The 18,231-nt window shown below is 66.4% G+C and carries 19 protein-coding genes and 1 riboswitch; of the genes, 2 read left to right on the top strand and 17 right to left on the bottom strand.

Annotation, left to right across the window (positions count from 1 at the left end):
* Nucleotides 1-110 precede the first annotated feature (110 nt).
* A complete protein-coding gene (locus tag MUB52_RS08180; RefSeq protein WP_404818206.1) occupies nt 111-470 on the bottom strand; it encodes a LysR substrate-binding domain-containing protein in 360 nt (119 codons plus the stop codon).
* 214 nt (nt 471-684) lie between these two features.
* On the opposite strand from MUB52_RS08180, the gene MUB52_RS08175 reads away from it, so the two are divergent.
* On the top strand, nt 685-1,092 hold the full coding sequence (locus MUB52_RS08175) for a RidA family protein (RefSeq protein ID WP_263843718.1): 408 nt from the start codon (nt 685-687) through the stop codon (nt 1,090-1,092).
* 33 nt (nt 1,093-1,125) lie between these two features.
* Here MUB52_RS08175 and MUB52_RS08170 read toward each other — a convergent pair whose 3' ends face one another.
* From MUB52_RS08170 to cbiE, 11 genes are all read right to left on the bottom strand, one after another.
* A complete protein-coding gene (locus MUB52_RS08170) occupies nt 1,126-1,974 on the bottom strand; it encodes a metal ABC transporter permease (protein WP_263843922.1) in 849 nt (282 codons plus the stop codon).
* On the bottom strand, nt 1,974-2,855 hold the full coding sequence (locus MUB52_RS08165) for a metal ABC transporter permease (protein WP_263843717.1): 882 nt from the start codon (nt 2,853-2,855) through the stop codon (nt 1,974-1,976). Before MUB52_RS08165 ends, MUB52_RS08170 begins: the two co-directional genes overlap by 1 nt.
* Nucleotides 2,852-3,751 carry a manganese/iron ABC transporter ATP-binding protein gene (locus tag MUB52_RS08160; RefSeq protein ID WP_263843716.1) on the bottom strand — a complete coding sequence of 300 codons (900 nt, stop codon included), beginning with the start codon at nt 3,749-3,751 and terminating at the stop codon, nt 2,852-2,854. Before MUB52_RS08160 ends, MUB52_RS08165 begins: the two co-directional genes overlap by 4 nt.
* A gap of 84 nt (nt 3,752-3,835) precedes the next feature.
* On the bottom strand, nt 3,836-4,699 hold the full coding sequence (locus tag MUB52_RS08155; protein WP_318527409.1) for a metal ABC transporter substrate-binding protein: 864 nt from the start codon (nt 4,697-4,699) through the stop codon (nt 3,836-3,838).
* 144 nt (nt 4,700-4,843) lie between these two features.
* Nucleotides 4,844-5,584, bottom strand: a complete 741-nt coding sequence (cobF, locus tag MUB52_RS08150; protein ID WP_263843921.1) for a precorrin-6A synthase (deacetylating) — start codon at nt 5,582-5,584, stop codon at nt 4,844-4,846.
* 63 nt (nt 5,585-5,647) lie between these two features.
* On the bottom strand, nt 5,648-6,325 hold the full coding sequence (locus tag MUB52_RS08145) for an energy-coupling factor ABC transporter permease (protein ID WP_263843714.1): 678 nt from the start codon (nt 6,323-6,325) through the stop codon (nt 5,648-5,650).
* A gap of 50 nt (nt 6,326-6,375) precedes the next feature.
* Nucleotides 6,376-6,557, bottom strand: a riboswitch (cobalamin riboswitch).
* A 35-nt stretch (nt 6,558-6,592) separates the two neighbouring features.
* Nucleotides 6,593-7,312, bottom strand: coding sequence for a uroporphyrinogen-III C-methyltransferase (cobA, locus tag MUB52_RS08140; protein ID WP_263843713.1), 720 nt, complete (start codon nt 7,310-7,312; stop codon nt 6,593-6,595).
* Nucleotides 7,309-8,628: a cobyrinate a,c-diamide synthase gene (locus tag MUB52_RS08135; RefSeq protein ID WP_263843712.1), complete on the bottom strand. Its 1,320-nt coding sequence runs from the start codon at nt 8,626-8,628 to the stop codon at nt 7,309-7,311. The genes cobA and MUB52_RS08135 overlap by 4 nt, the downstream gene beginning before the upstream one ends.
* Nucleotides 8,621-9,415 carry a precorrin-4 C(11)-methyltransferase gene (gene cobM / locus MUB52_RS08130; protein WP_263843711.1) on the bottom strand — a complete coding sequence of 265 codons (795 nt, stop codon included), beginning with the start codon at nt 9,413-9,415 and terminating at the stop codon, nt 8,621-8,623. Before cobM ends, MUB52_RS08135 begins: the two co-directional genes overlap by 8 nt.
* Nucleotides 9,412-9,780, bottom strand: coding sequence for a cobalamin biosynthesis protein (locus tag MUB52_RS08125; protein WP_263843710.1), 369 nt, complete (start codon nt 9,778-9,780; stop codon nt 9,412-9,414). Before MUB52_RS08125 ends, cobM begins: the two co-directional genes overlap by 4 nt.
* On the bottom strand, nt 9,777-10,976 hold the full coding sequence (gene cbiE / locus MUB52_RS08120; RefSeq protein WP_263843709.1) for a precorrin-6y C5,15-methyltransferase (decarboxylating) subunit CbiE: 1,200 nt from the start codon (nt 10,974-10,976) through the stop codon (nt 9,777-9,779). The genes MUB52_RS08125 and cbiE overlap by 4 nt, the downstream gene beginning before the upstream one ends.
* On the opposite strand from cbiE, the gene MUB52_RS08115 reads away from it, so the two are divergent.
* Nucleotides 10,975-11,730: a cobalt-precorrin-6A reductase gene (locus MUB52_RS08115; protein WP_263843708.1), complete on the top strand. Its 756-nt coding sequence runs from the start codon at nt 10,975-10,977 to the stop codon at nt 11,728-11,730. The genes cbiE and MUB52_RS08115 overlap by 2 nt on opposite strands.
* On the opposite strand, the gene cobJ is transcribed toward MUB52_RS08115, so the two are convergent.
* From cobJ to cobN, 5 genes are read right to left on the bottom strand one after another with little or no spacing between them, the layout of a single operon-like run.
* Nucleotides 11,703-12,455, bottom strand: coding sequence for a precorrin-3B C(17)-methyltransferase (gene cobJ / locus MUB52_RS08110; protein ID WP_263843707.1), 753 nt, complete (start codon nt 12,453-12,455; stop codon nt 11,703-11,705). The two genes, MUB52_RS08115 and cobJ, sit on opposite strands and share 28 nt — an antisense overlap.
* A complete protein-coding gene (gene cobI / locus MUB52_RS08105) occupies nt 12,452-13,180 on the bottom strand; it encodes a precorrin-2 C(20)-methyltransferase (RefSeq protein WP_263843706.1) in 729 nt (242 codons plus the stop codon). Before cobI ends, cobJ begins: the two co-directional genes overlap by 4 nt.
* Nucleotides 13,177-13,806, bottom strand: coding sequence for a precorrin-8X methylmutase (locus MUB52_RS08100; RefSeq protein ID WP_263843705.1), 630 nt, complete (start codon nt 13,804-13,806; stop codon nt 13,177-13,179). The genes cobI and MUB52_RS08100 overlap by 4 nt, the downstream gene beginning before the upstream one ends.
* A complete protein-coding gene (gene cobG / locus MUB52_RS08095; RefSeq protein ID WP_263843704.1) occupies nt 13,803-14,939 on the bottom strand; it encodes a precorrin-3B synthase in 1,137 nt (378 codons plus the stop codon). Before cobG ends, MUB52_RS08100 begins: the two co-directional genes overlap by 4 nt.
* A complete protein-coding gene (gene cobN, locus MUB52_RS08090; RefSeq protein ID WP_263843703.1) occupies nt 14,936-18,229 on the bottom strand; it encodes a cobaltochelatase subunit CobN in 3,294 nt (1,097 codons plus the stop codon). The genes cobG and cobN overlap by 4 nt, the downstream gene beginning before the upstream one ends.
* Between the last annotated feature and the right edge of the window lie 2 nt (nt 18,230-18,231).

Genomic DNA, 18,231 nt, shown 5'->3' with positions numbered 1-18,231 from the left:
GCTTTTTCATGTGCGCGCGTTTCCAAGCGGCCGTTGGGTCATGGGCGAGCAGCATCGCACCGCTGGTGAGACAGGCTTGCGTCAATCTACGCGCTCGGACCGAAACGCCTTCAGATCCTCGCTGAGCATGTCGATGAACCAACGGACACGCGGTTCCAGCAGGCGCTTGTGGGGTAGAGCGCAAGGATGGGTCCGGCTCCGATCCCGGTCCGGGGCAGAACACGCTCGAGCCGACCCTTTGCGATATCCGCCTCAACCAGCAGCCGGGGCAGCAGAGCGATGCCGAGCCCGCTGAGCGCCATTGCGCGGAGCGCTTCGGCACTGTCGAGCCGCAGTCGGACATGTCCCTGCGCGCGAATCCAGGCCCCACCCTCTTCCCGCAGGTGCCAACCCTGGCGCGCCACATTGGCCGCAAACTGCACCAGATCGTGCCGCGTCAACTGTTCGATGCGCTGCGGCCGGGCGCGCAACGGCCTTTCCAGCGGTCGACCGGGACAACCCGAAGGTTTTCCCGGCGGCGACGAAACTTCCGGTGTCGACGACCGAGAGAAACACGAGGATATCATTCACCTTCGATCCGATCATGACATCACCATTGCAGCACCATGGTCGCTTCAGACGCGACAACTGTTCGCCACTAGGTGCCTCCATATCTCAAGCGTGCCAACCGCTTGAGGAGGAAACATGACCGCGTCCATCGATCGCATGAACCCGCACACGCTGCCGGATGCCGGCAAGATCGGATACTCTCAAATCTCCATCGCCAGCCCCGGGCGACTGGCCTTCGTGTCTGGACAGGTGGCCTGGCACCCTGATGGTGCCGCAACTCCGACATCGCTGGCCGATCAGACCGATATCGTGGCCAGGAACCTGCAGCGGGCGCTGGATGCGCTTCAGGCGTCGACGGGCGATATTGTTCAGATGCGCATCTGCGTGACCGACCTCGACAACAAGAGCCAGGGGGTCGCGATGACGCCGATCTTCCGCTTTCTTGCCGGAGCGAAGCCTGGCCTGACTGGTGTCGGTGTGGCCGCCCTGGCCGGGCCGGACCTCGAGATCGAGGTGGAGATGATCGTGCAACTCGCGGCCTGAGGTGGCGATGGTCGGGCCGACACCCCCTCCGCTTCACCTCTGCCCGATGCGCTTCAGCGAGGCCCGCCGTGTCTGCACCTGCCGCCGGACGAAAGCCACAACGAAGATCGCGCTGAGGATCAGGACGATGGTTGGCGCCGGCGCGCTGTCGAGGAAGAAGCTGGCATAGGTCCCCAGCAGCATCGCGGCCATGCAAACGAGCACCGACACCCAGAGCATCGTGGCAAAGCTGCGCACCAGAAGGAACGCAATCGCGCCCGGTGCAATCAACAACCCGATCGCGAGGATAAGACCCGCTGCCGAGAGCGTCGCGACGATGGTGAGGGACAGGGCGGCCAGCAACCCGTAGTGCAGCGCGGTGACCGATAGCCCCGACGCCTGCGCTTGCGCCGGGTCGAAACTGTGCAAAAGCAGGTCCTTCCACTTGAGCACCAGCATGATCGCAACCACGGCGGAGATCAGACCGGCGGTCCAAAGCTCCTGCCCATCGACCCCCAGCATGTTGCCGAAGAGGATGTGATCGAGATGCGCGTTGGTCTCGACAGACACGTAGAGCACGATGCCGACGCCGAACATGCCCGAGAACACGACCCCCATGACGGTATCCTCTTTGACGCGGCTGTTGGTCGACAGGTAGCCGGTCGCGATGGCGCAGGTCATCCCCGCTGCAAAAGCGCCAAGCAGCAGGGGCAGCCCGAAGATGTAGGCGAGCACGATGCCGGGCAGAACCGCGTGGCTCACCGCGTCGCCCATTAGCGCCCAGCCCTTCATCACCAGAAAACACGACAGCAGGGCCGTCGGAACCGAGACGATGATCGAAATCAGGAAGGCGTTTTGCATGAAGCCGAAGGAGAAGGGCGCGAGGAGCGTTTGCAGGTCCATCATGCGGCCTCCCTCGTGGAGGAAGAGAGCGCGTCTCGTCGGCTGGCCGCCTTGCGTCGCGCGGCAAGCAACCCGTGCTTCGGCGCGAGAAGGAAGGCCAGCAGGAAGACCAGTGTTTGCAGCGTCACGATGATGCCGCCCGTCGCACCGTCAAGGAAGTAACTGATGTAGGCGCCCAGAAAGCTGCTCAGGGCACCGATGGCGACGGAGGTGGCGATCAGCCTCGGGAAACGATCGCACAGAAGGTAGGCCGTGGCCCCTGGCGTGACGACCATGGCGATCACCAGAAAGGCGCCGACGGTCTGCATCGCGGCCACCACGCTCGCCGACAGCAGCATGAAGAACACGACCTTCAGCAGTCCCGGCCGTAGTCCGATAGCGCGGGCGTGGTTCTCGTCGAAGAAGGTGACCATCAGGTCCTTCCATTTCAGCAGCAGAACGCCCAGCGACACGCAGCCGATGAGCACAAGCTGGAGCGTGTCTTCTGGTGTGATCGCGAGGATATTGCCCATGGTGATCGTCTGTATCGACACCGAGACCGGATTGATCGAGACGATGAAGAGGCCGAGGCCGAAGAAGGATGTAAAGATCAGGCCGATGATCACGTCGGCTTTCAGGCCGGACCGCTCGGACAGAAAGAGCATGGCCCCCGCGGCAAGACCGCCTGCCAGAAAGGCGCCGAGCGCGAAGGGCAGGCCGAGCAGATAGGCGCCCGCCACGCCAGGGACCACGGAATGCGAGAGCGCATCGCCGATCAGCGACCAGCCCTTGAGCATGAGATAGGCGGAGAGAAAAGCACAGACGCCGCCGACGAGCGCCGACACCCACATCGCATTGGTCATATAGCCGTAGCTGAAAGGTTCCAGCAGAAGCTCGATCATGAGCCCTGATCCGTCACCTGGGTCTTGTCGCCGTATTGCACAAGCGGACGCTCGTCGTCGGTGAAGATCGTTACCTCGCGCGCATCCTCGTCGTCATGCAGGGTCGTGCCGCCCAGCGTGAAGTGCCGCAGCACTCCACCGAAGGCCTTTTCGAGGTTTTCGCGCGTAAAGGTCGTCTCGGTCGGCCCATGGCAGAGGACGGTGCCTTTCACGAGGATTGTTCGGTCGCAGAATTCAGGAACCGACCCGAGATTGTGGGTGGAGACGAGCATCACCCGCCCCTCCTCGCGCAGGTCGCGCAGCAGCGCCACGATCTGCTCTTCGGTTTTGACATCGACGCCGGTGAACGGTTCATCGAGCAGGATCACCTGCCCGTCCTGCGCCAGGGCACGGGCGAGGAACACGCGCTTGCGCTGGCCTCCGGACAACTCGCCGATCTGACGATGGCGATAGTCCCGCATGCCCACGCGCGCCAACGCCTGCTCGACCGCGTCGTGATCGGCCCGCCGTGGACGGCGCAAGAACCCCATGTGACCATAGCGCCCCATCATCACCACGTCTTCGACAAGGACGGGGAACGCCCAATCGACCTCTTCGGATTGCGGCACATAGGCCACGAGATTGCGGCTCAGCGCGTCGCGCACGCTCATCCCCAGGATGCGGATCTCGCCCGTGGAGGCAGGCACGAAACCCATGATCGCCTTGAAGAGGGTCGACTTGCCTGCGCCGTTGACGCCCACAAGTGCGGTGACGGTCCCACGCGGGATCTCAAAGCTGGCGTTCCACAAGGCGATGTGACCGTTGCGATAGCTCACCGTCACATCATGCGCGCACAAACCGTCACTCCCGGCACCCTTGTCCGGCCGCGCATGCTCTGGGAGTGGATCGTCACGCATGTCGTCGTCCTCACCCAAGGGCGCTGCACAGCGCCCCTGACCATCTGTTGTTCTACGGGCACATAGCCCGTTGTCGGCGATCTATCAATTGATCGCCTCTGTCAGCCCCTCGGCCAGCGTCGTCGAGGTGACCCGCAACAGATCGAGGTAGGTCGGCACGGGCCCGTCCTCCGCGCTCAGACTGTCGACATAGAGCACGCCGCCATAGGTCACGCCGGTTTCGCGCGCGACCTGCTCGGCAGGTGCGGTGTTGACCGTGCTTTCGCAGAACACCACGGGGATGTCATTGGCGCGCACACCGTCGATCACCGACCGCACCTGCTGCGGCGTGCCGACCTGGTCGGCGTTCATCGGCCAGAGGTAGAGCTCCTTCATGCCGAAATCCCGCGCAAGATAGCTGAAAGCGCCTTCACAGGTCACAAGCCAGCGCCGGCTTTCGGGGATCTCGGCAACGGCCGCGCGCAGCGGTTCGATGGTCTCGCGCAGCGCTGTCTTGTAGGCCTCGCCGTTCTCGGCGTAGAGCGCGGCGTTGTCCGGGTCGGCGTCAGCGAAAGCCTTCACGATATTGTCGATGTAGATCAGAGCGTTATCGAGCCCCATCCAGGCATGCGGATTGGGCTTGCCCTCGTAGGACCCCGAGGCAATCGGGATCGGATCGATCCCGTCGGTCAGTGTGACCGAGGGGATGTCATCCATGTTTGAGAGAAATTGCTCGAACCACAGCTCGAGGTTCAGGCCGTTCCACAGGATCAGATCGGCATCCGACGCCCTGACGATGTCCTGCGGTGTGGGCTCGTAGCCGTGGATTTCGGCCCCCGGCTTGGTGATCGAGACGACCTCGGCCGCATCGCCTGCCACATTCGCCGCCATATCCGCCAACACCGTAAAGGTGGTCACCACCTTCATTTTCTCACCCGCAACGGCCCCACCTGCCAAAACCGCAGTCATGGCCGCGACTGCGGTTACTCTCATCGCGTTTTGCAGCATCCGACTCTCCATCAACAGACAGTGTCGCGCTCCTGTAAATGCAAATCACTTGCAACTGTCAAGATATTTGAGAATCGTTCTCAAGTTACGGCGATCACAAGCGCGTCACCGCGGGCTGCGGGCCAACAGATAGGTGTCCATGATCCAGCCGTGCCGGGCGCGTGCGGCCTCGCGCGCCTCGAGGATGACGGGCGCGATCTGATCGAGCGGGCCGAACTGCAGGATCTCCTCGGGCATACCGAGGTAGGCCCCCCACCAGATCGTCAGATCCGATCCCGCAAGCGTGCGAAAGCTGGCCTCGCCGTCGAGCATGACAACCAGCCGGTCGATGCCGTCCGGCCAACCTTCATCACGCAGCCGCCGTCCTGTGGTGATCTGGATCGGCCCGTTGACGTCGTTGAGCGGAATCGCATGCGCCGCCGTCAACGCCTGCACCGCCGTAATGCCGGGGACCACGCGGACCTTGGGCGCAGGCTGCAAGCGACCGGCAATGCGCAAGGTGCTATCATAGAGTGCGGGGTCGCCCCAGACGAGCAAGGCCACCGGTCCCGCCGACCGCGCGTCCTCGGCCGCCGACACCCATCGCGCTGCGATCTCGTCGTGCCAGCGTGATACGCGCTCTTCATATGGCAGGGCGGGATCACGCTCGGGGTAGTCGAAACGCACGACCTGCCCGGTCGCGCCCGCCGCCTCGATAAGTTGATAGCGCAGCTCGGCCAGATCATCCTTCGCGGGTCCCTTGTGGGGAACGAGAATCGTACCGGCTTCGCGGATCGCCCGAAGACCTTCGCCTGTCAGATGCTGCGGCGACCCTGTCCCGATGCCGATCAGCCAGAGCTCGTTGATCATGACACCACCCACAAAAAAGCCCGGACCCCTGGCGCGGGGTCCGGGCCGGTGTCTACCAGCTTACGCGGCGCCGTAAAGTCGCGCCACGAAGAGGCTTTCGATCTTTCTGGAGCGCAGCGCCTTTGCGCCCGCCAGAACCGCGAGATCGGCAATGGGCTCGATCAGGATCACGAGGAGATAGGCCGCCCCGAAGGTCCAGACCGCCTGGGTTGTCTCGGCCCCGACCCCTTGACCGTAGAAGGCCCAGAACGCCACCCAGGCGACGACCCCGCCCTGATACATCGCCGACAGCTTCAGCACATCGGTATAGGCCAGATCGACATAGGCGCGATCCTGCGGGATCAGCCGCTTGGCCAAGGCCGAGATGGCGAAGAGCGGCACCAGAAGTGTCGTTACGTTGACGAAATACATCGGCAGGTCGCTCGGCGCGAAGACCGCCCCCTGGATCAGCAGGCCAAGGGCAAGCCCCAGCGCGGCGGGCGCCGCGCCCATCAGCAGGAACAGCGTTGTGCCGAGGATGAAATGCACCTCGGAAATGCCGACGGGGAAATGCGGCAGCACCTCGAAAAAGATGAAGGTCCCGACCGCCGCCATCACGGTCCGCGCGCCGAAAGAGGCCAGGCTGTGCGTTTTCAGGTCCTGAAGCGCGAGTTTTGCGGTGTAGCCGGCCGCGCCGGCAGCGGTCGCGTAGGCGAAAGCCATTTTGGCCCCATCAACGACACCAGGTTCGATATGCATGTTTGATCCTTTCTGTCCTGCCCCTCCGGCAGCTCCTGATCCGTGCGCGCACGGGTTTGCAGTTTACGGCAGGTCTCCTGACTCGCGGGTCGCGATGCTTTGGTCCTTCCCAGCCATCCGGCCAGTGGATCACCCAAAGCACTCACCGCTTACAGTTGCGGGGGCAGTCTGAGAGTCGCACTCAGTTCCCTTTTCAGCCACACGTCGTGGCACCGTATCCTAGTCCTATCCCCGATGCGCGCGCCCGAACAAGCACAAAAGCGACTTTCAGCTCTCGGCGAACGGCCCGTAGAGGATCAGGGCGGGCCGATCGCTTATCTCTTGGGCCAGCTGCGCCGCCAGATCGGCGACAGTGGTGCGCTGAATGCTCTGATCGGGTGTGCTCACGCTTTCGGCGAGAATGGCGGGTGTCGTCGTCGGCAGCCCCCTTTCGGTGAGCGCGGCGAGCAGCCGCGGAAAGGTCCGCTTGCCCATGAAGACGACGGTGGACGCCGTGGGGTCTGCCAACGCATCGAGGTCGAGGTCCTTCGGAAGCTGGCCGCTGACGTCATGCCCCGTTACGAACTGCACACGCCGCGCGGTCAGCCGCCGCGTCAGCGGGATGCCAACCGCGGCGGCAGCCGCGCAGGCGGAAGGGATGCCCGGAATGATCTCGTAAGGGATGTCGGCCCCCCGCAGCGCGGCAAGCTCTTCCTCCAGCCGTCCGAAGAGTCCGCTGTCACCGGACTTCAACCGGACCACACGCTGATCCATCTGCGCGTATTCGACCAGAAGGCGGCTGACGTGGTGTTGTTTTGGCGACGGGCGCCCGGCCCGCTTGCCGACGCCCACGAGATCGGCACCGGCCCGGGCGTAGGCCAGGATCGGTCCCGATGAGAGGTCGTCAAACAGGACCGCATCCGCCCGCTTCAGCCGATCCACGGCCTTCAGCGTCAAAAGCTCCGGATCGCCCGGCCCGGAGCCCACAAAGCTCACGAAGCCGGTCACGCCGGCTCCTCCGCCGAGATCAGATGGAAGAAGGTGCCCGTGACGGTGCCGACGCGGGATCCGGTCTCGGGAACAGGGGTGCCATCGGCGTCGGCCACATCGGCCAGCGGCCCGTCGGGTTGATCCAGAATGGTCGAGTAATGGAACTCATGCCCACGCAGGGCTGCTCCGGGCGGGTGCCCCGGCAGAGCGGCCCGCAGCACGGCCCGACGATAGCCGAGGTGGAATTTCCGTTTCTCATAGCTGGTCACGAGGCCCAGCAGCCCTGCCATCTCGTGCCGCGCCCCGTCCTTATCCACCAGCGCTTGCCCCAGCGCCATGTAGCCTCCGCATTCTCCATGCACCGGTCTGGTCTCGGCATGCGCGCGCAACCCGGCCTTGAAGCGATGCGCTGCGGCCAGTGTGGGCCCGTGCAGCTCGGGGTATCCGCCCGGCAGCCAGACCAGATCGGCCGCGGGGTCGGGCGCCGCGTCGGCAAGGGGCGAAAACGGCACGATCTCGGCGCCCGCCCGCCGCCAGCCTTCAAGCAAATGCGGATAGGTGAAGGAAAACGCGGCATCCTGCGCCAGGGCGATCCGCTGTGCGGGTGGGTTCGGGAAGCGCGCCTCATGCGCAGGCACCGCCGCACCCCGCGCCGCGGTCCGGATCGCCGCAATGTCCACATGCGCGCGCAGGAACGCGGCATAGCCGGCAATCGCCTTGTCGAGGTCCGGGTGCTCGACCGCCTGGATCAACCCCAGATGCCGTTCGGGCAGAGTAAGATCACCACGACGCGGCAAAACGCCGAGCACCGAGAGGCCCGCGGCCTCCATCCCCAACCGGGCCAGGCGCTCATGGCGCGGCGAGGCGCAGCGGTTGAGGATGACACCCGCGAAAGGCAGCTCCGGATTGTAGGCCTGAAACCCCAAGGCCGTGGCCGCGGCCGATTGCGCCTGCCCGCTGACATCGACGACCAGCACCACCGGCCAGCCCATGCGTTGCGCCGTCTCTGCACTGCTGCCGAAACCGGATTGACCGCGCGTCGCAACCCCGTCGTAGAGCCCCATGGAACCTTCGGCGACGCAGATCTCGGCGGCGTCGGCCTCGGCCGAGATCGCAGCCAGCAGATCGGGGCCCATCGCCCAGGTGTCGAGGTTGAAAGACGCGCGCCCGCAAGCCGCCTGGTGAAAGGCCGGGTCGATGTAATCGGGGCCGGATTTGAAGGCTTGCACGCGCAGCCCGTCATCGGCCAGAGCGCGCAGGAGCCCCAGCATAACGGTCGTCTTGCCGGTGCCCGAGGACGGCGCCGAGATCATGATGCCGGGCCGGTCAGTCATCGCCATGGCTCCAGCTGGCCCAGGGGCTCTCGGCGCTCTGCGGACGGTAGCGGCGGTCGTAGTCGGGTGCATACAGACAGCTTTCGTCAAACCCGTCCCCCGCCAAGGCAGGCCCAACCAGGATGAGGGCTGTCCGCGCAATCTGCGTGCCGAGACGGGCGCCGATATCGGCGAGCGTGCCCCGGATGATCTGCTGATCCGGCCAGCTGGCGCGATAGACCACCGCAACGGGGCAGTCGGCGCCGTAGGCTGGTGTCAGGTCGCGCACCACGGTCTCGATGTTCTGGATCGAGAGGTGAATTGCCAGCGTGGCACCGGTCGCGGCGAAGTTGGTCAGGGTCTCACCCGCGGGCATCGACGAGGCACGGCCCGGAGTGCGGGTCAGAACGACCGATTGGGCCAGCCCGGGGAGGGTCAGCTCGGCGCCCAGAGCCGCCGCCGCGGCAGCAAAGGACGGCACGCCCGGCGTCACCGATACCGGGATCCCTTCTGCCTGCAGGCGGCGGAGCTGCTCGCCCATCGCCGACCAGACCGAGAGATCGCCGGAATGCAGCCGCGCTACATCCTTGCCCGCGCCGTGGGCCGCCCTGATCGCGTCGATGATCTCGTCGAGCGACATCGATGCCGTGTTCACCACCTCCGCACCTGCCGGGCAATGGGCGAGAACGGCCTTCGGCACCAGCGATCCGGCATAGAGGCAGACCGGGCAGGCCGCGATCAGATCGCGCCCGCGCAGCGTCAGAAGGTCAGGTGCACCGGGGCCGGCACCGATGAAATGTACGGTCATGATGTCTCTCTGATGGCCAGCGCGCAGGTCGCGAGCTTGTCGGCTGATATCTGCCTGACAGTCAGGAGCCGTGCGCCGGGGCCGGCGGCGGCAAGCGCGGCGGCCTCGGCCACCGAGCCGGCGCCATAGCGCGCCTTCGACGCCGCCGATTGCGTCGTGGTCTCCTGCTCTTGCAACACATCCACAGGCACAGCTTTCACGGGCAGCCCAAGCTCCTCGGCAAAGAGCCGGAAGGCCTCAGCAACGGCCTTGTCGTCCACGGTGGCCAGCACCTCTGGCGCCGCAGCTTCGCAGGCGCGCCCGTAGGCATCTTCGAGGCTGCTGCTGGAGGCCTCCTTGCGAAATCCGAACCCCGCCGCGATCATAGCGTCACACTCCACTGGACGATGGGATAGCTGGCCTTCCACCCCCGTCGCGGCCCCAGCGGTTCGGACCGCGAAAGCTCGAGCCGAAGAAGATCGCCACCCAACCTGCCCTGAGCTTGCAGCAAAAGCGCCTCGGTCTCCAGCGTTACCGCGTTGGCCACCAGTCGGGTGCCGGGATCGAGATGGGTTTCGAGCCAGCTCAGAAGCTCGGGCGAGAGGCCGCCGCCCACAAAAACCGCCTGCGGCTTGGGCTGGGCGTGCAGGATCTCGGGCGCGCGCCCTACGACCACCACGAGCCTGTCCACCCCAAGCCATGCTGCATTCCGCGCGATCCGCTCGGCACGGTCGGCCCGCTGCTCGATGCTGATCGCATGAAGGGTCGGATGGGTCAGGAGCCATTCGATGCCGATGGACCCCGAGCCACCGCCGATGTCCCAAAGCAGTTCACCCGGCCGCGGGGCCAGCGCCGAAAGCGTGATGGCGCGCACCGGCTGCTTGGTGATCTGGCCATCCGTCTCGAACCAGTGGTCCGGTCGGCCGCTGGCGAGGGGCAGCGCCGCGCCCTCGCCGACCACGTCAAGAGCCACGCAGACCGGGTGTTGAAAGCTGTGTTCTGCCAGGTTCTCCGCCAGATCGCAGGTCTCGCGGGCGCGCGGGCCGCCGAGCGCTTCGAGAACGACCACGCGCGATGCGCCGAAGCCTTCGGTTGTCAGATATGCGCCAAGCTCCTGAACTGCTGCGCCATCGCGCAGCAGAATGAGCAAACGCGCGCCCGGCGCCAGATGCGGACGCAACCGGCTCAGCGGTGCTGCGTGCAGCCCGTGGCATGTGACGTGTTGCAGGGACCAGCCAAGGCGATTGGCGGCAAGCGAGAATGTCGAGGGCCCAGGAAGGCTGCACCACTCCTTGGTATCGAGATGCCGGGCGAGAGTGCCACCGGCGCCGAACCAGAACGGGTCGCCCGAAGCCAGAACGACCACCCGCTTGCCGCGCAGCGCCAGAAGCGGCGCGATCCCGTCCTTGAAAGGGACCGGCCAGGCCCGTGTCTCGCAGGCCAGGGGGCCGACCCGCTCCAGATGACGGGGCGCGCCGATCACGATCTCGGCCTCGTCCAGCGCCTTGCAGCTTGCAGGGGGCAGCCCTTTGAGGCCATCTTCACCCAAACCCACGATCGTCAACCACGGAGCCTCAGACATGGAGCCGAACCTTCTGGTTCTCGGCGGCACGACCGAAGCGACCGCGCTCTGCCGCGCGCTGGCCAAGGCCGGATTGCGCGGCACGATCTCCTTTGCCGGGCGCGTGGCCCGCCCGGTGCGCCAACCCCTGCCGCAACGCATCGGCGGCTTCGGCGGCGCGGCCGGACTGTCGCAATATTTGCGAGACACGAGCACGACCCATGTGATTGACGCGACCCACCCTTTTGCCGCGCAGATGAGCCGCAATGCCGTCACGGCCTGCGCGGAGGCGCGCGTCCCCCTTGCCGCGCTGACCCGCGCGCCTTGGAATCCGCAACCGGACGACCGCTGGACCGAGGTGCCGGACATCGCAGGCGCCGTCGCGGCACTCGACCGGCCCGCCGAATGTGTCATGCTGGCGATTGGACGCATGAACCTTCCCGCCTTCGCCCCGCAGCCGCAGCACAGCTACCTGTTGCGCCTGGTGGATCCGCCGGAGACCGCTCCGCCCTTTCCCGATCATCACGTGGTGGTTGACCGCGGACCCTTCAGCGTCGCGGGCGATCTGGCGCTGATGCGCGACCATCGGATCAGCCTTGTCGTTTCGAAAAACTCCGGTGGAACAGGGGCTTATGCCAAGATCGTCGCCGCGCGAAAGCTGGGCGTGCCGGTCATCATGATCGCACGGCCAGCGCTGCCGCACCGAGCCGAACTGCATGACACCGCCGCCGTCCTGGACTGGATCGCTCATGCCTCGACCGACCTTGGCGTGTAGACAAAGGGGCGTCCGTCGCGGGCGATTAACCGTGTGTTCGATGCGCCAACAATAACCATGGTGCGCATATCGGCCATCTCGGCCGTTGCCTGCGACAGCGGCAGCACACGGATGTCCTCCTCAGGTGTCGAGACGGCCCGGGCAAAGACGATGATCCGGTCTTCCGCGCAGCTGTCCCTCAGCACATCGAGCGTCTTCTGAAAGCCGTCCGGGCGCGACTTCGATCGCGGATTATAGAAGGCCATCGCAAAATCGGCCTCTGCTACATGGCGCAGGCGCCGTTCGATCAGCGCCCAGGGTTTGAGGTTGTCGCTGAGGTTGATCGCGCAGAAATCATGGCCCAATGGTGCCCCGACCCGCGCCGCGGCGGCCAGCATGGCGGTGATGCCCGGCGCCACTCGGATATCAAGCGCGCGCCAGGGATCGGGGCCCGCCTCGACCGCCTCGAAAACGGCCGAAGCCATGGCAAAGACCCCCGGATCACCAGACGACACCACGACCACGCGCCGCCCGTCCGCCGCCAGTTCGAGCGCGTGGCGCGACCGGTCGAGTTCCACCCGGTTGTCGCTGGGGTGCAGGCTCAGACCCGCGCGCGGGGCCACACGCGCCACGTAGGGGCCATATCCCACGATATCGGTGGCCTCGGCCAGCGCCCTGGTAACTTCCGGGGTCACCAGTTCCGCGTCCCCGGGGCCCAGACCCGCGATCACCAGCCAGCCGCTCATGGTCTGCGGCCCTGCCCATGTACGACGATGATCGAGAAATAGGGTGTGATCTTGTCGCCCGCCTCCGACAGTTTCTGCACTGTCTGCTGCGGCATGCTTGCGTATTCGATCAGCCAGGCGGTGTCGTATTTGTCGGCTGCGCGCAGGGCAGATTTCACCTTGTCGAAATGACGGCCGATCTTCATCACCACGACCGCGTCGCTCCGCGTCATCGCGTCGGTCAGCACGTCTTCGGGCAAGGTGCCCATCAGCACCGTCAGGATATCGTCACCCCAGGTGACCGGGTGCCCCGTCGCCGTCCAGGCCCCCGACATGCCGGTGATCGCGGGGACAACCTCGACCGGCACATCCTCCTTGAGCCGGGTGTAGAGATGCATGAAGGAGCCGAAGAAGAACGGGTCCCCCTCGCAGAGCACGACCACATCCTCTCCGGACGCAGCGAGCGCGCGCAGATGCGCGGTACACTCGGCGTAAAAGGTGGAAAGGGCGGCGTTGTAGGCGGGATCGTCCACGGGGATCTCGGTGGTGACCGGATACTCCATCGCGAATTCGACGGCATCGCCGTGCAGCAACCCGTCGACGATCCGGCGGGCCTGGCCCGACCGGCCGGCCTTGCGGAAGAACGCCACATGCCGGGCGCTCCGCAGCAGCCGATCCGCACGCACGCTCATAAGCTCCGGGTCGCCGGGGCCAAGACCCACCCCGTAGATCGTCCCGAGGCTCATTCGGCACGGCTCGCGATGGCGTTGACCGCCGCAACGGTGATGGCGCTCCCTCCCAGGCGCCCCTGCACGATACAGCAGGGCGTAGGCTGATCGGCCCACAGGGCGTCCTTGCTCTCGACCGCGCCGACAAAGCCCACGGGGCAGCCGATGATGGCTGCGGGACGCGGGCAGGCCGGATCCTGCAACATGTTGAGCAGATGGAACAACGCCGTCGGCGCATTGCCTATGGCCACCAGCGCCCCGCCGAGATGGGGGCGCCAGAACTCGAGCGCCGCGGCAGAGCGGGTATTCTGCATGCGCGCCGCCAGATCCCGCACGCCCTCGTCATGCAGCGTGCAGATGACCTGATTGTCCGCGGGCAGGCGCGCGCGGGTGACACCTTCGCTGACCATGCGCGCATCGCAGAGGATCGGAGCCCCCGCCTGCAAGGCTGCGCGGGCAGCCTCGGCAAACCCGGGCGAAAACCGGATGTGCTGTTCCAGCCCGACAAGCCCGGCCGCATGGATCATCCGAACCGCGATCTGCTCTTCATCTTGCGCAAAGCGTGCCAGGTCCGCCTCGGCCCGGATCGTGGCGAAGGACTGCTTGTAGATCGCGGCGCCGTCGGTTTCGTAGACATATGTCATGCGGGGGTCTTCAGTTCCGTCGTGATCTCATCGGGCGTGAGCCCGGTTTTCTGAGGGGCATCCCACGCATGACCGCTTCGGACAAGGTCAAAACGCCCGTCTCGACCGATCAGCGTGACATCTGCGGCCTGTTTGGACGCGCAGGACTTGGCGCAGCCCGAGACATGCACATCGCGGTCGGTCTCGAGCGCCAACCGGCGTGCGAGCGCACGGGTCTCGACAGTCGCGCTGGTGCAGAAGGGCGCGCCGGCACAGGCCTGCGCCGTGAGAAGCGGTGAGCCGCCGGAGCATACGAAGTCGGGATCGGAGGCCGTCTGGACATCCTCCAGGAGGATCATCCGCCACGGCGTGACGCGCACCGCCGGCGTGCCGGTGTCCGAGAGCAGACGCTCCAGCGTCTGCGCCTCGATCTGCCCGAAAGCGGCGCCGATCAGAGCACCCAAGGGATGCGTCCCCACGTCGGGTCGCGGCCCAGGAGAGAGGCGCGGCGTGATCTGCCAGGAGGCTGGAAGTGCGACTCGCGCTGCGGTCTGTGCCATCCTGCGGTCCTCCGGCGTTCGATGACGCATGAACCACTGCGCAAGCTCGGCAACCGCGGCCGTGACGTTGCCGGGGTCAACCACACGGCCACGTGCGACCCCATCAGCGCGCACCATCACACCGCCCCGCGCCTGCTCCACGCGGATGTCCGCAGAGGTCTCTGACAACACGGGCTCTGCCCCCGCATCAACCGCCAGGCCGAACTTCGCAGGAAGCGGCGGGAGCTGGTCGAGCCCCTCCAAGAGCTCACGCGTGATCCGGTGACTGAGATCGCCGCGCTCCCAGAAGGGCGTGACAACAATGTTGCGCCGGGCCTCGCGCTCGGGCGTTGCATCGAGCAGACCGAGGTCATCGAGCGCGCCCAGCAGGCGCTCGTGATCGGCCTCCGCGACGCCGCGAATCTGCAGATTGGCGCGGTTGGTCAGGTCGATGAAGCCGTTTCCGAAGGCTCGTGCCGCAGCACAGAGGCCAAGCGCCTGCTCGCGCTCAAGCCGCGCAAAAAAAGGCCTGACCCGGACGATCAGACCGTCGCCCGACATCATCGGGCGGCGCGCACCGGGACACCAGCCCTTGACCGTCGGCGCGGCGCTCATTGCGCTGCCTCCAGATGGGCAAGAATGGAGTTGCGCCTGGTCGTCCAGAGACCCGCTGCGTGCAACTCCGCAAACCGGGCCAGCATCGCGGCGCGGGCTTCGGGGTTGGCCTCTTGCAGGAAGCGGTCGGTCTCGGCGTGGCCAAGCGTTGCATCGTGGTAGAGGTCAAAGAGATGCGACGAGACAGCACCCGCCAGATGCGCGAAGGCGGCCATGTGGTCGAGCGTTGCGGCGATTTCCGCAGCCCCCCGGAACCCATGCGCGCGCATGCCCGTGATCCAGGCGGGATTGGCGGCGCGCGCCTGCACCACACGGGCCAGCTCCTCCGGCAGCGCCCGTGCGCGGGGCCGGTCCGGGTCGGTGTTGTCCAGATGATAAAGCGCCGCCTGCCCGCCCGTGAGCGCTTGGGCCGCAGCAAAACCGGCCTCATGCGCCGCATAATCCGCGGCGAGCAGCAGATCCGTCTCGGGCAGATCCTGCGCATGTACGAAACTGTCGGCTGCAGCCAGCCGCGCGCGAATGCCCGCGCCTTGTTCGACGGCAGCCTCCCCATCGAGCGCCCAGGCGCTTGCGGTGAGCCAGGCCTCCCCTGCCGCGCGCCGCCCGGCGTCGGTGTAGGTTTCGGCGGCATCTGCCATGCCCACGCCAAAACGGCCCGGCCGCGGACCGTAGACCCGCGCAAGGTCGTCGCGCCCCACGTAAGGATTCCAGTCCGGCGCCTCGTCACGCTGGGCAAGCGTGCGCACCGCCTGGGAAAACAGCGCCGACAGCGTGGGAAAGACATCGCGGAACAAACCCGAGACGCGCAGCGTCACGTCGATGCGCGGGCGGTCAAGTTCTGTGATCGGCAGCACCTCGATGCCCGACACCCGTTCGGAGCCTGCATCCCAAACCGGACGGGTCCCAAGCAGATGCAAGGCCATCGCGAACTCCTCGCCGGCCGTCCGCATGGTGGCCGAGCCCCAGAGATCGACCACAAGACCGCGCGGCCAGTCACCGGCATCCTGCAAATGGCGCCGGACAAGCTCGTCCGCGAGCTTGACCCCTTGCGTATGGGCGGCACGGGTCGGCACCGCGCGGGGATCTGTCGTGTAGAGGTTGCGCCCGGTCGGCAGCACATCGATCCGCCCTCGGTAGGGCGATCCCGATGGCCCCGCGGGGATGCGTCGGCCGTCCAGCGCGTCGAGCAGCGCCCGACGTTCCGCGGCCACGGACAGGCTGGTCTCGAAAGGGGCTGCGGCCCGGGGCGAACGGCCCCAGACGTGCAACCCTTCGCCAAACTGCATCTCCTTGATATCGCATACGAAACGGTCGATGCGCGTGATCGCTTCGGCATCGCATCCGGCCCGGTCGAGGCCAAGGTCTTCCTCGACGCCAAGCGCCTGCGCCTCGTCACGGATATCCGTCTGCAACCGATCGCGGCGACGCGGGTCCAGGCCATCGGCGTTGGAAAACTCGTCGAGCAGCGCCTCGAGCCGGACCAGCCGGTCAGGCGTGCCGCTTTCCCGCAACGGCGGCGGCACATGGCCGAGCGTGACCGCACCAATCCGGCGCTTGGCCTGCGCGGCCTCACCCGGATCGTTCACGATGAAGGGGTAGATCACCGGCAGCGCACCGGTCAGCACCTCCGGCCAGCATTGCGCAGAGAGCGCAACGGATTTGCCCGGCAGCCATTCGAGTGTTCCATGGGCGCCGATGTGGATCAGCGCATCCACCTGGCTTTGGAGCCAGAGATAGAAGGCGACGTAGCCGTGGCGCGGCGTGCGGGCCAGATCGTGGTACTCGTCGACCCGACGCTCAGGCGTGCCACGCTCGGGTTGCAGCGCGATGAAGGCGCGCCCGGCCTCGGTTACCGGGAAGTGAAAGGCACCATCCCGCACCAGCGGGTCGTCTTCCGGCGCGCCCCAGACCGCTTCGAGATCGGCGCGCAGCCCCGCGGAAAGCCCCGCCAACGCCGCGCGATAGTCGGCGACAGGCCACCGTCGCGCCCGTGTTGGTCGCGGATCGGCCTTGTGCCGCTGCGGAGCGGGCACATCGTAGCCCGCCTCGTGCAGGTCTTGCAGGATCGCCGCGGCCGATGCAGGCGCATCGAGACCGACCGCATGGCCGGTGTTCCAATCCTTGCCCGGGTACGTCGAGAGCAGCAGCGCGACGCGCCGGTCGTTCGCCGGCATGCGCGCCAACCGGACCCAGCTGTCGACCCGGTCCGCAATCGCGGCAATGCGGTCGGCCACGGGCGCATGTGCATACCGCGAGAACTCCAGATGCTGATCGCGGGCGCCGGGTTCCTTGAAGGAAGCCACACCGCCCATGATCCGGCCATCGACTTCCGGTAGTACCACATGCATCGCCAGATCCGCGGGCGAGAGTCCGCGTTCGGCGGCAAACCACGCCTCGTGTGTCGAGGTGGCAAGCGCCACCTGAAACACCGGAACACCAGCGGCATCGAGCGGCGAAGAGCCTCCGTCGCCCTTGCCGCTGAAGGCAGTCGCGTTCACGATGGCCACCGGTTTGAGCTGTTTTGCCTGGCGGCGTAGCCAACCTGCTGCCTCCGGCGCCTTCAGCGAGGGCGCGAAGAGACCCATCACCTCGTAACCCATCGCCCGGAATGCCGAGACCAGCGCCTCGATCGGGGCGAGATCGGCCGCCACGAGATAGGAGCGGTAGAAGGTGATGAGCAGGCGCGGTGTGTCGCCGGGCGCCTGCGCCAGCAGCGGGCAGGTTACCCCATGCTCCGGAGTCCAGCCACCCACCATGGGCACGACCTTCGCACCGCGCACCGGCCCGGCGTAGAGCCCCGCGGCCAAAGCCATCTGCGCCAGAGCCGCCTGCGCAGCCACCGCCCCTCCGGTATCGCAGAGATGTGCGAGACGACGCAGGGTCGAGGTCGGCAGCGTCGCATAGTTGTCGAGCCGCGCATCGACGCGCCCATCTGCGGGCAGGACGGCGAGTGCGATGCCCTTGCGCTCGGCCAGCGCCCGCACTTGCTGCAACCCGTAAGACCAATATGGCACGCCGCCGATCAACCGGATCAGGATGCCTTTCGCACCCTCCAACGTCTGTTCGACATAGGTGTCAACCGAGAGTGGATGTTTGAGCGCTGTGAGATTTGCGAGCCGCAGCGTGGGCAGCTTGCCCTCCGGCCCGCCGCCGCGCCGCCAGGCTTCCGCGAAGGCGCCAAGATCGCTGTCGGAGAAGGAGAGCACCACCAGATCTGCGGGCGTCTGCCCCAGATCGGTGGGTGTCTCGGTCTCCTCGAGCCCGTGGCTTTCGCGGAAGACGACGTGCATGG

The sequence above is a fragment of the Roseobacter sinensis genome (genome assembly GCF_025755255.1).
Lineage (GTDB): Bacteria > Pseudomonadota > Alphaproteobacteria > Rhodobacterales > Rhodobacteraceae > Roseobacter > Roseobacter sinensis.
Note: the sequence above shows the minus strand (reverse complement) of the source record. Positions and strands in the feature narration are given on the sequence as shown.

Coding starts and splice junctions, on each gene's coding strand:
- MUB52_RS08125 (WP_263843710.1), bottom strand. CDS start 9,780: ATGATCGCGGCGGGGTTCGGATTTCGCAAGGAGGCCTCCAGCAGCAGC.
- MUB52_RS08155 (WP_318527409.1), bottom strand. CDS start 4,699: ATGACTGCGGTTTTGGCAGGTGGGGCCGTTGCGGGTGAGAAAATGAAG.
- cobI (WP_263843706.1), bottom strand. CDS start 13,180: ATGAGCCTCGGGACGATCTACGGGGTGGGTCTTGGCCCCGGCGACCCG.
- cobM (WP_263843711.1), bottom strand. CDS start 9,415: ATGACCGTACATTTCATCGGTGCCGGCCCCGGTGCACCTGACCTTCTG.
- cobJ (WP_263843707.1), bottom strand. CDS start 12,455: ATGAGCGGCTGGCTGGTGATCGCGGGTCTGGGCCCCGGGGACGCGGAA.
- MUB52_RS08170 (WP_263843922.1), bottom strand. CDS start 1,974: ATGGACCTGCAAACGCTCCTCGCGCCCTTCTCCTTCGGCTTCATGCAA.
- MUB52_RS08175 (WP_263843718.1), top strand. CDS start 685: ATGACCGCGTCCATCGATCGCATGAACCCGCACACGCTGCCGGATGCC.
- MUB52_RS08165 (WP_263843717.1), bottom strand. CDS start 2,855: ATGATCGAGCTTCTGCTGGAACCTTTCAGCTACGGCTATATGACCAAT.
- cobG (WP_263843704.1), bottom strand. CDS start 14,939: ATGAGCGCCGCGCCGACGGTCAAGGGCTGGTGTCCCGGTGCGCGCCGC.
- MUB52_RS08145 (WP_263843714.1), bottom strand. CDS start 6,325: ATGCATATCGAACCTGGTGTCGTTGATGGGGCCAAAATGGCTTTCGCC.
- cbiE (WP_263843709.1), bottom strand. CDS start 10,976: ATGTCTGAGGCTCCGTGGTTGACGATCGTGGGTTTGGGTGAAGATGGC.
- MUB52_RS08160 (WP_263843716.1), bottom strand. CDS start 3,751: ATGCGTGACGATCCACTCCCAGAGCATGCGCGGCCGGACAAGGGTGCC.
- MUB52_RS08115 (WP_263843708.1), top strand. CDS start 10,975: ATGGAGCCGAACCTTCTGGTTCTCGGCGGCACGACCGAAGCGACCGCG.
- cobN (WP_263843703.1), bottom strand. CDS start 18,229: ATGCACGTCGTCTTCCGCGAAAGCCACGGGCTCGAGGAGACCGAGACA.
- MUB52_RS08135 (WP_263843712.1), bottom strand. CDS start 8,628: ATGACTGACCGGCCCGGCATCATGATCTCGGCGCCGTCCTCGGGCACC.
- MUB52_RS08100 (WP_263843705.1), bottom strand. CDS start 13,806: ATGACATATGTCTACGAAACCGACGGCGCCGCGATCTACAAGCAGTCC.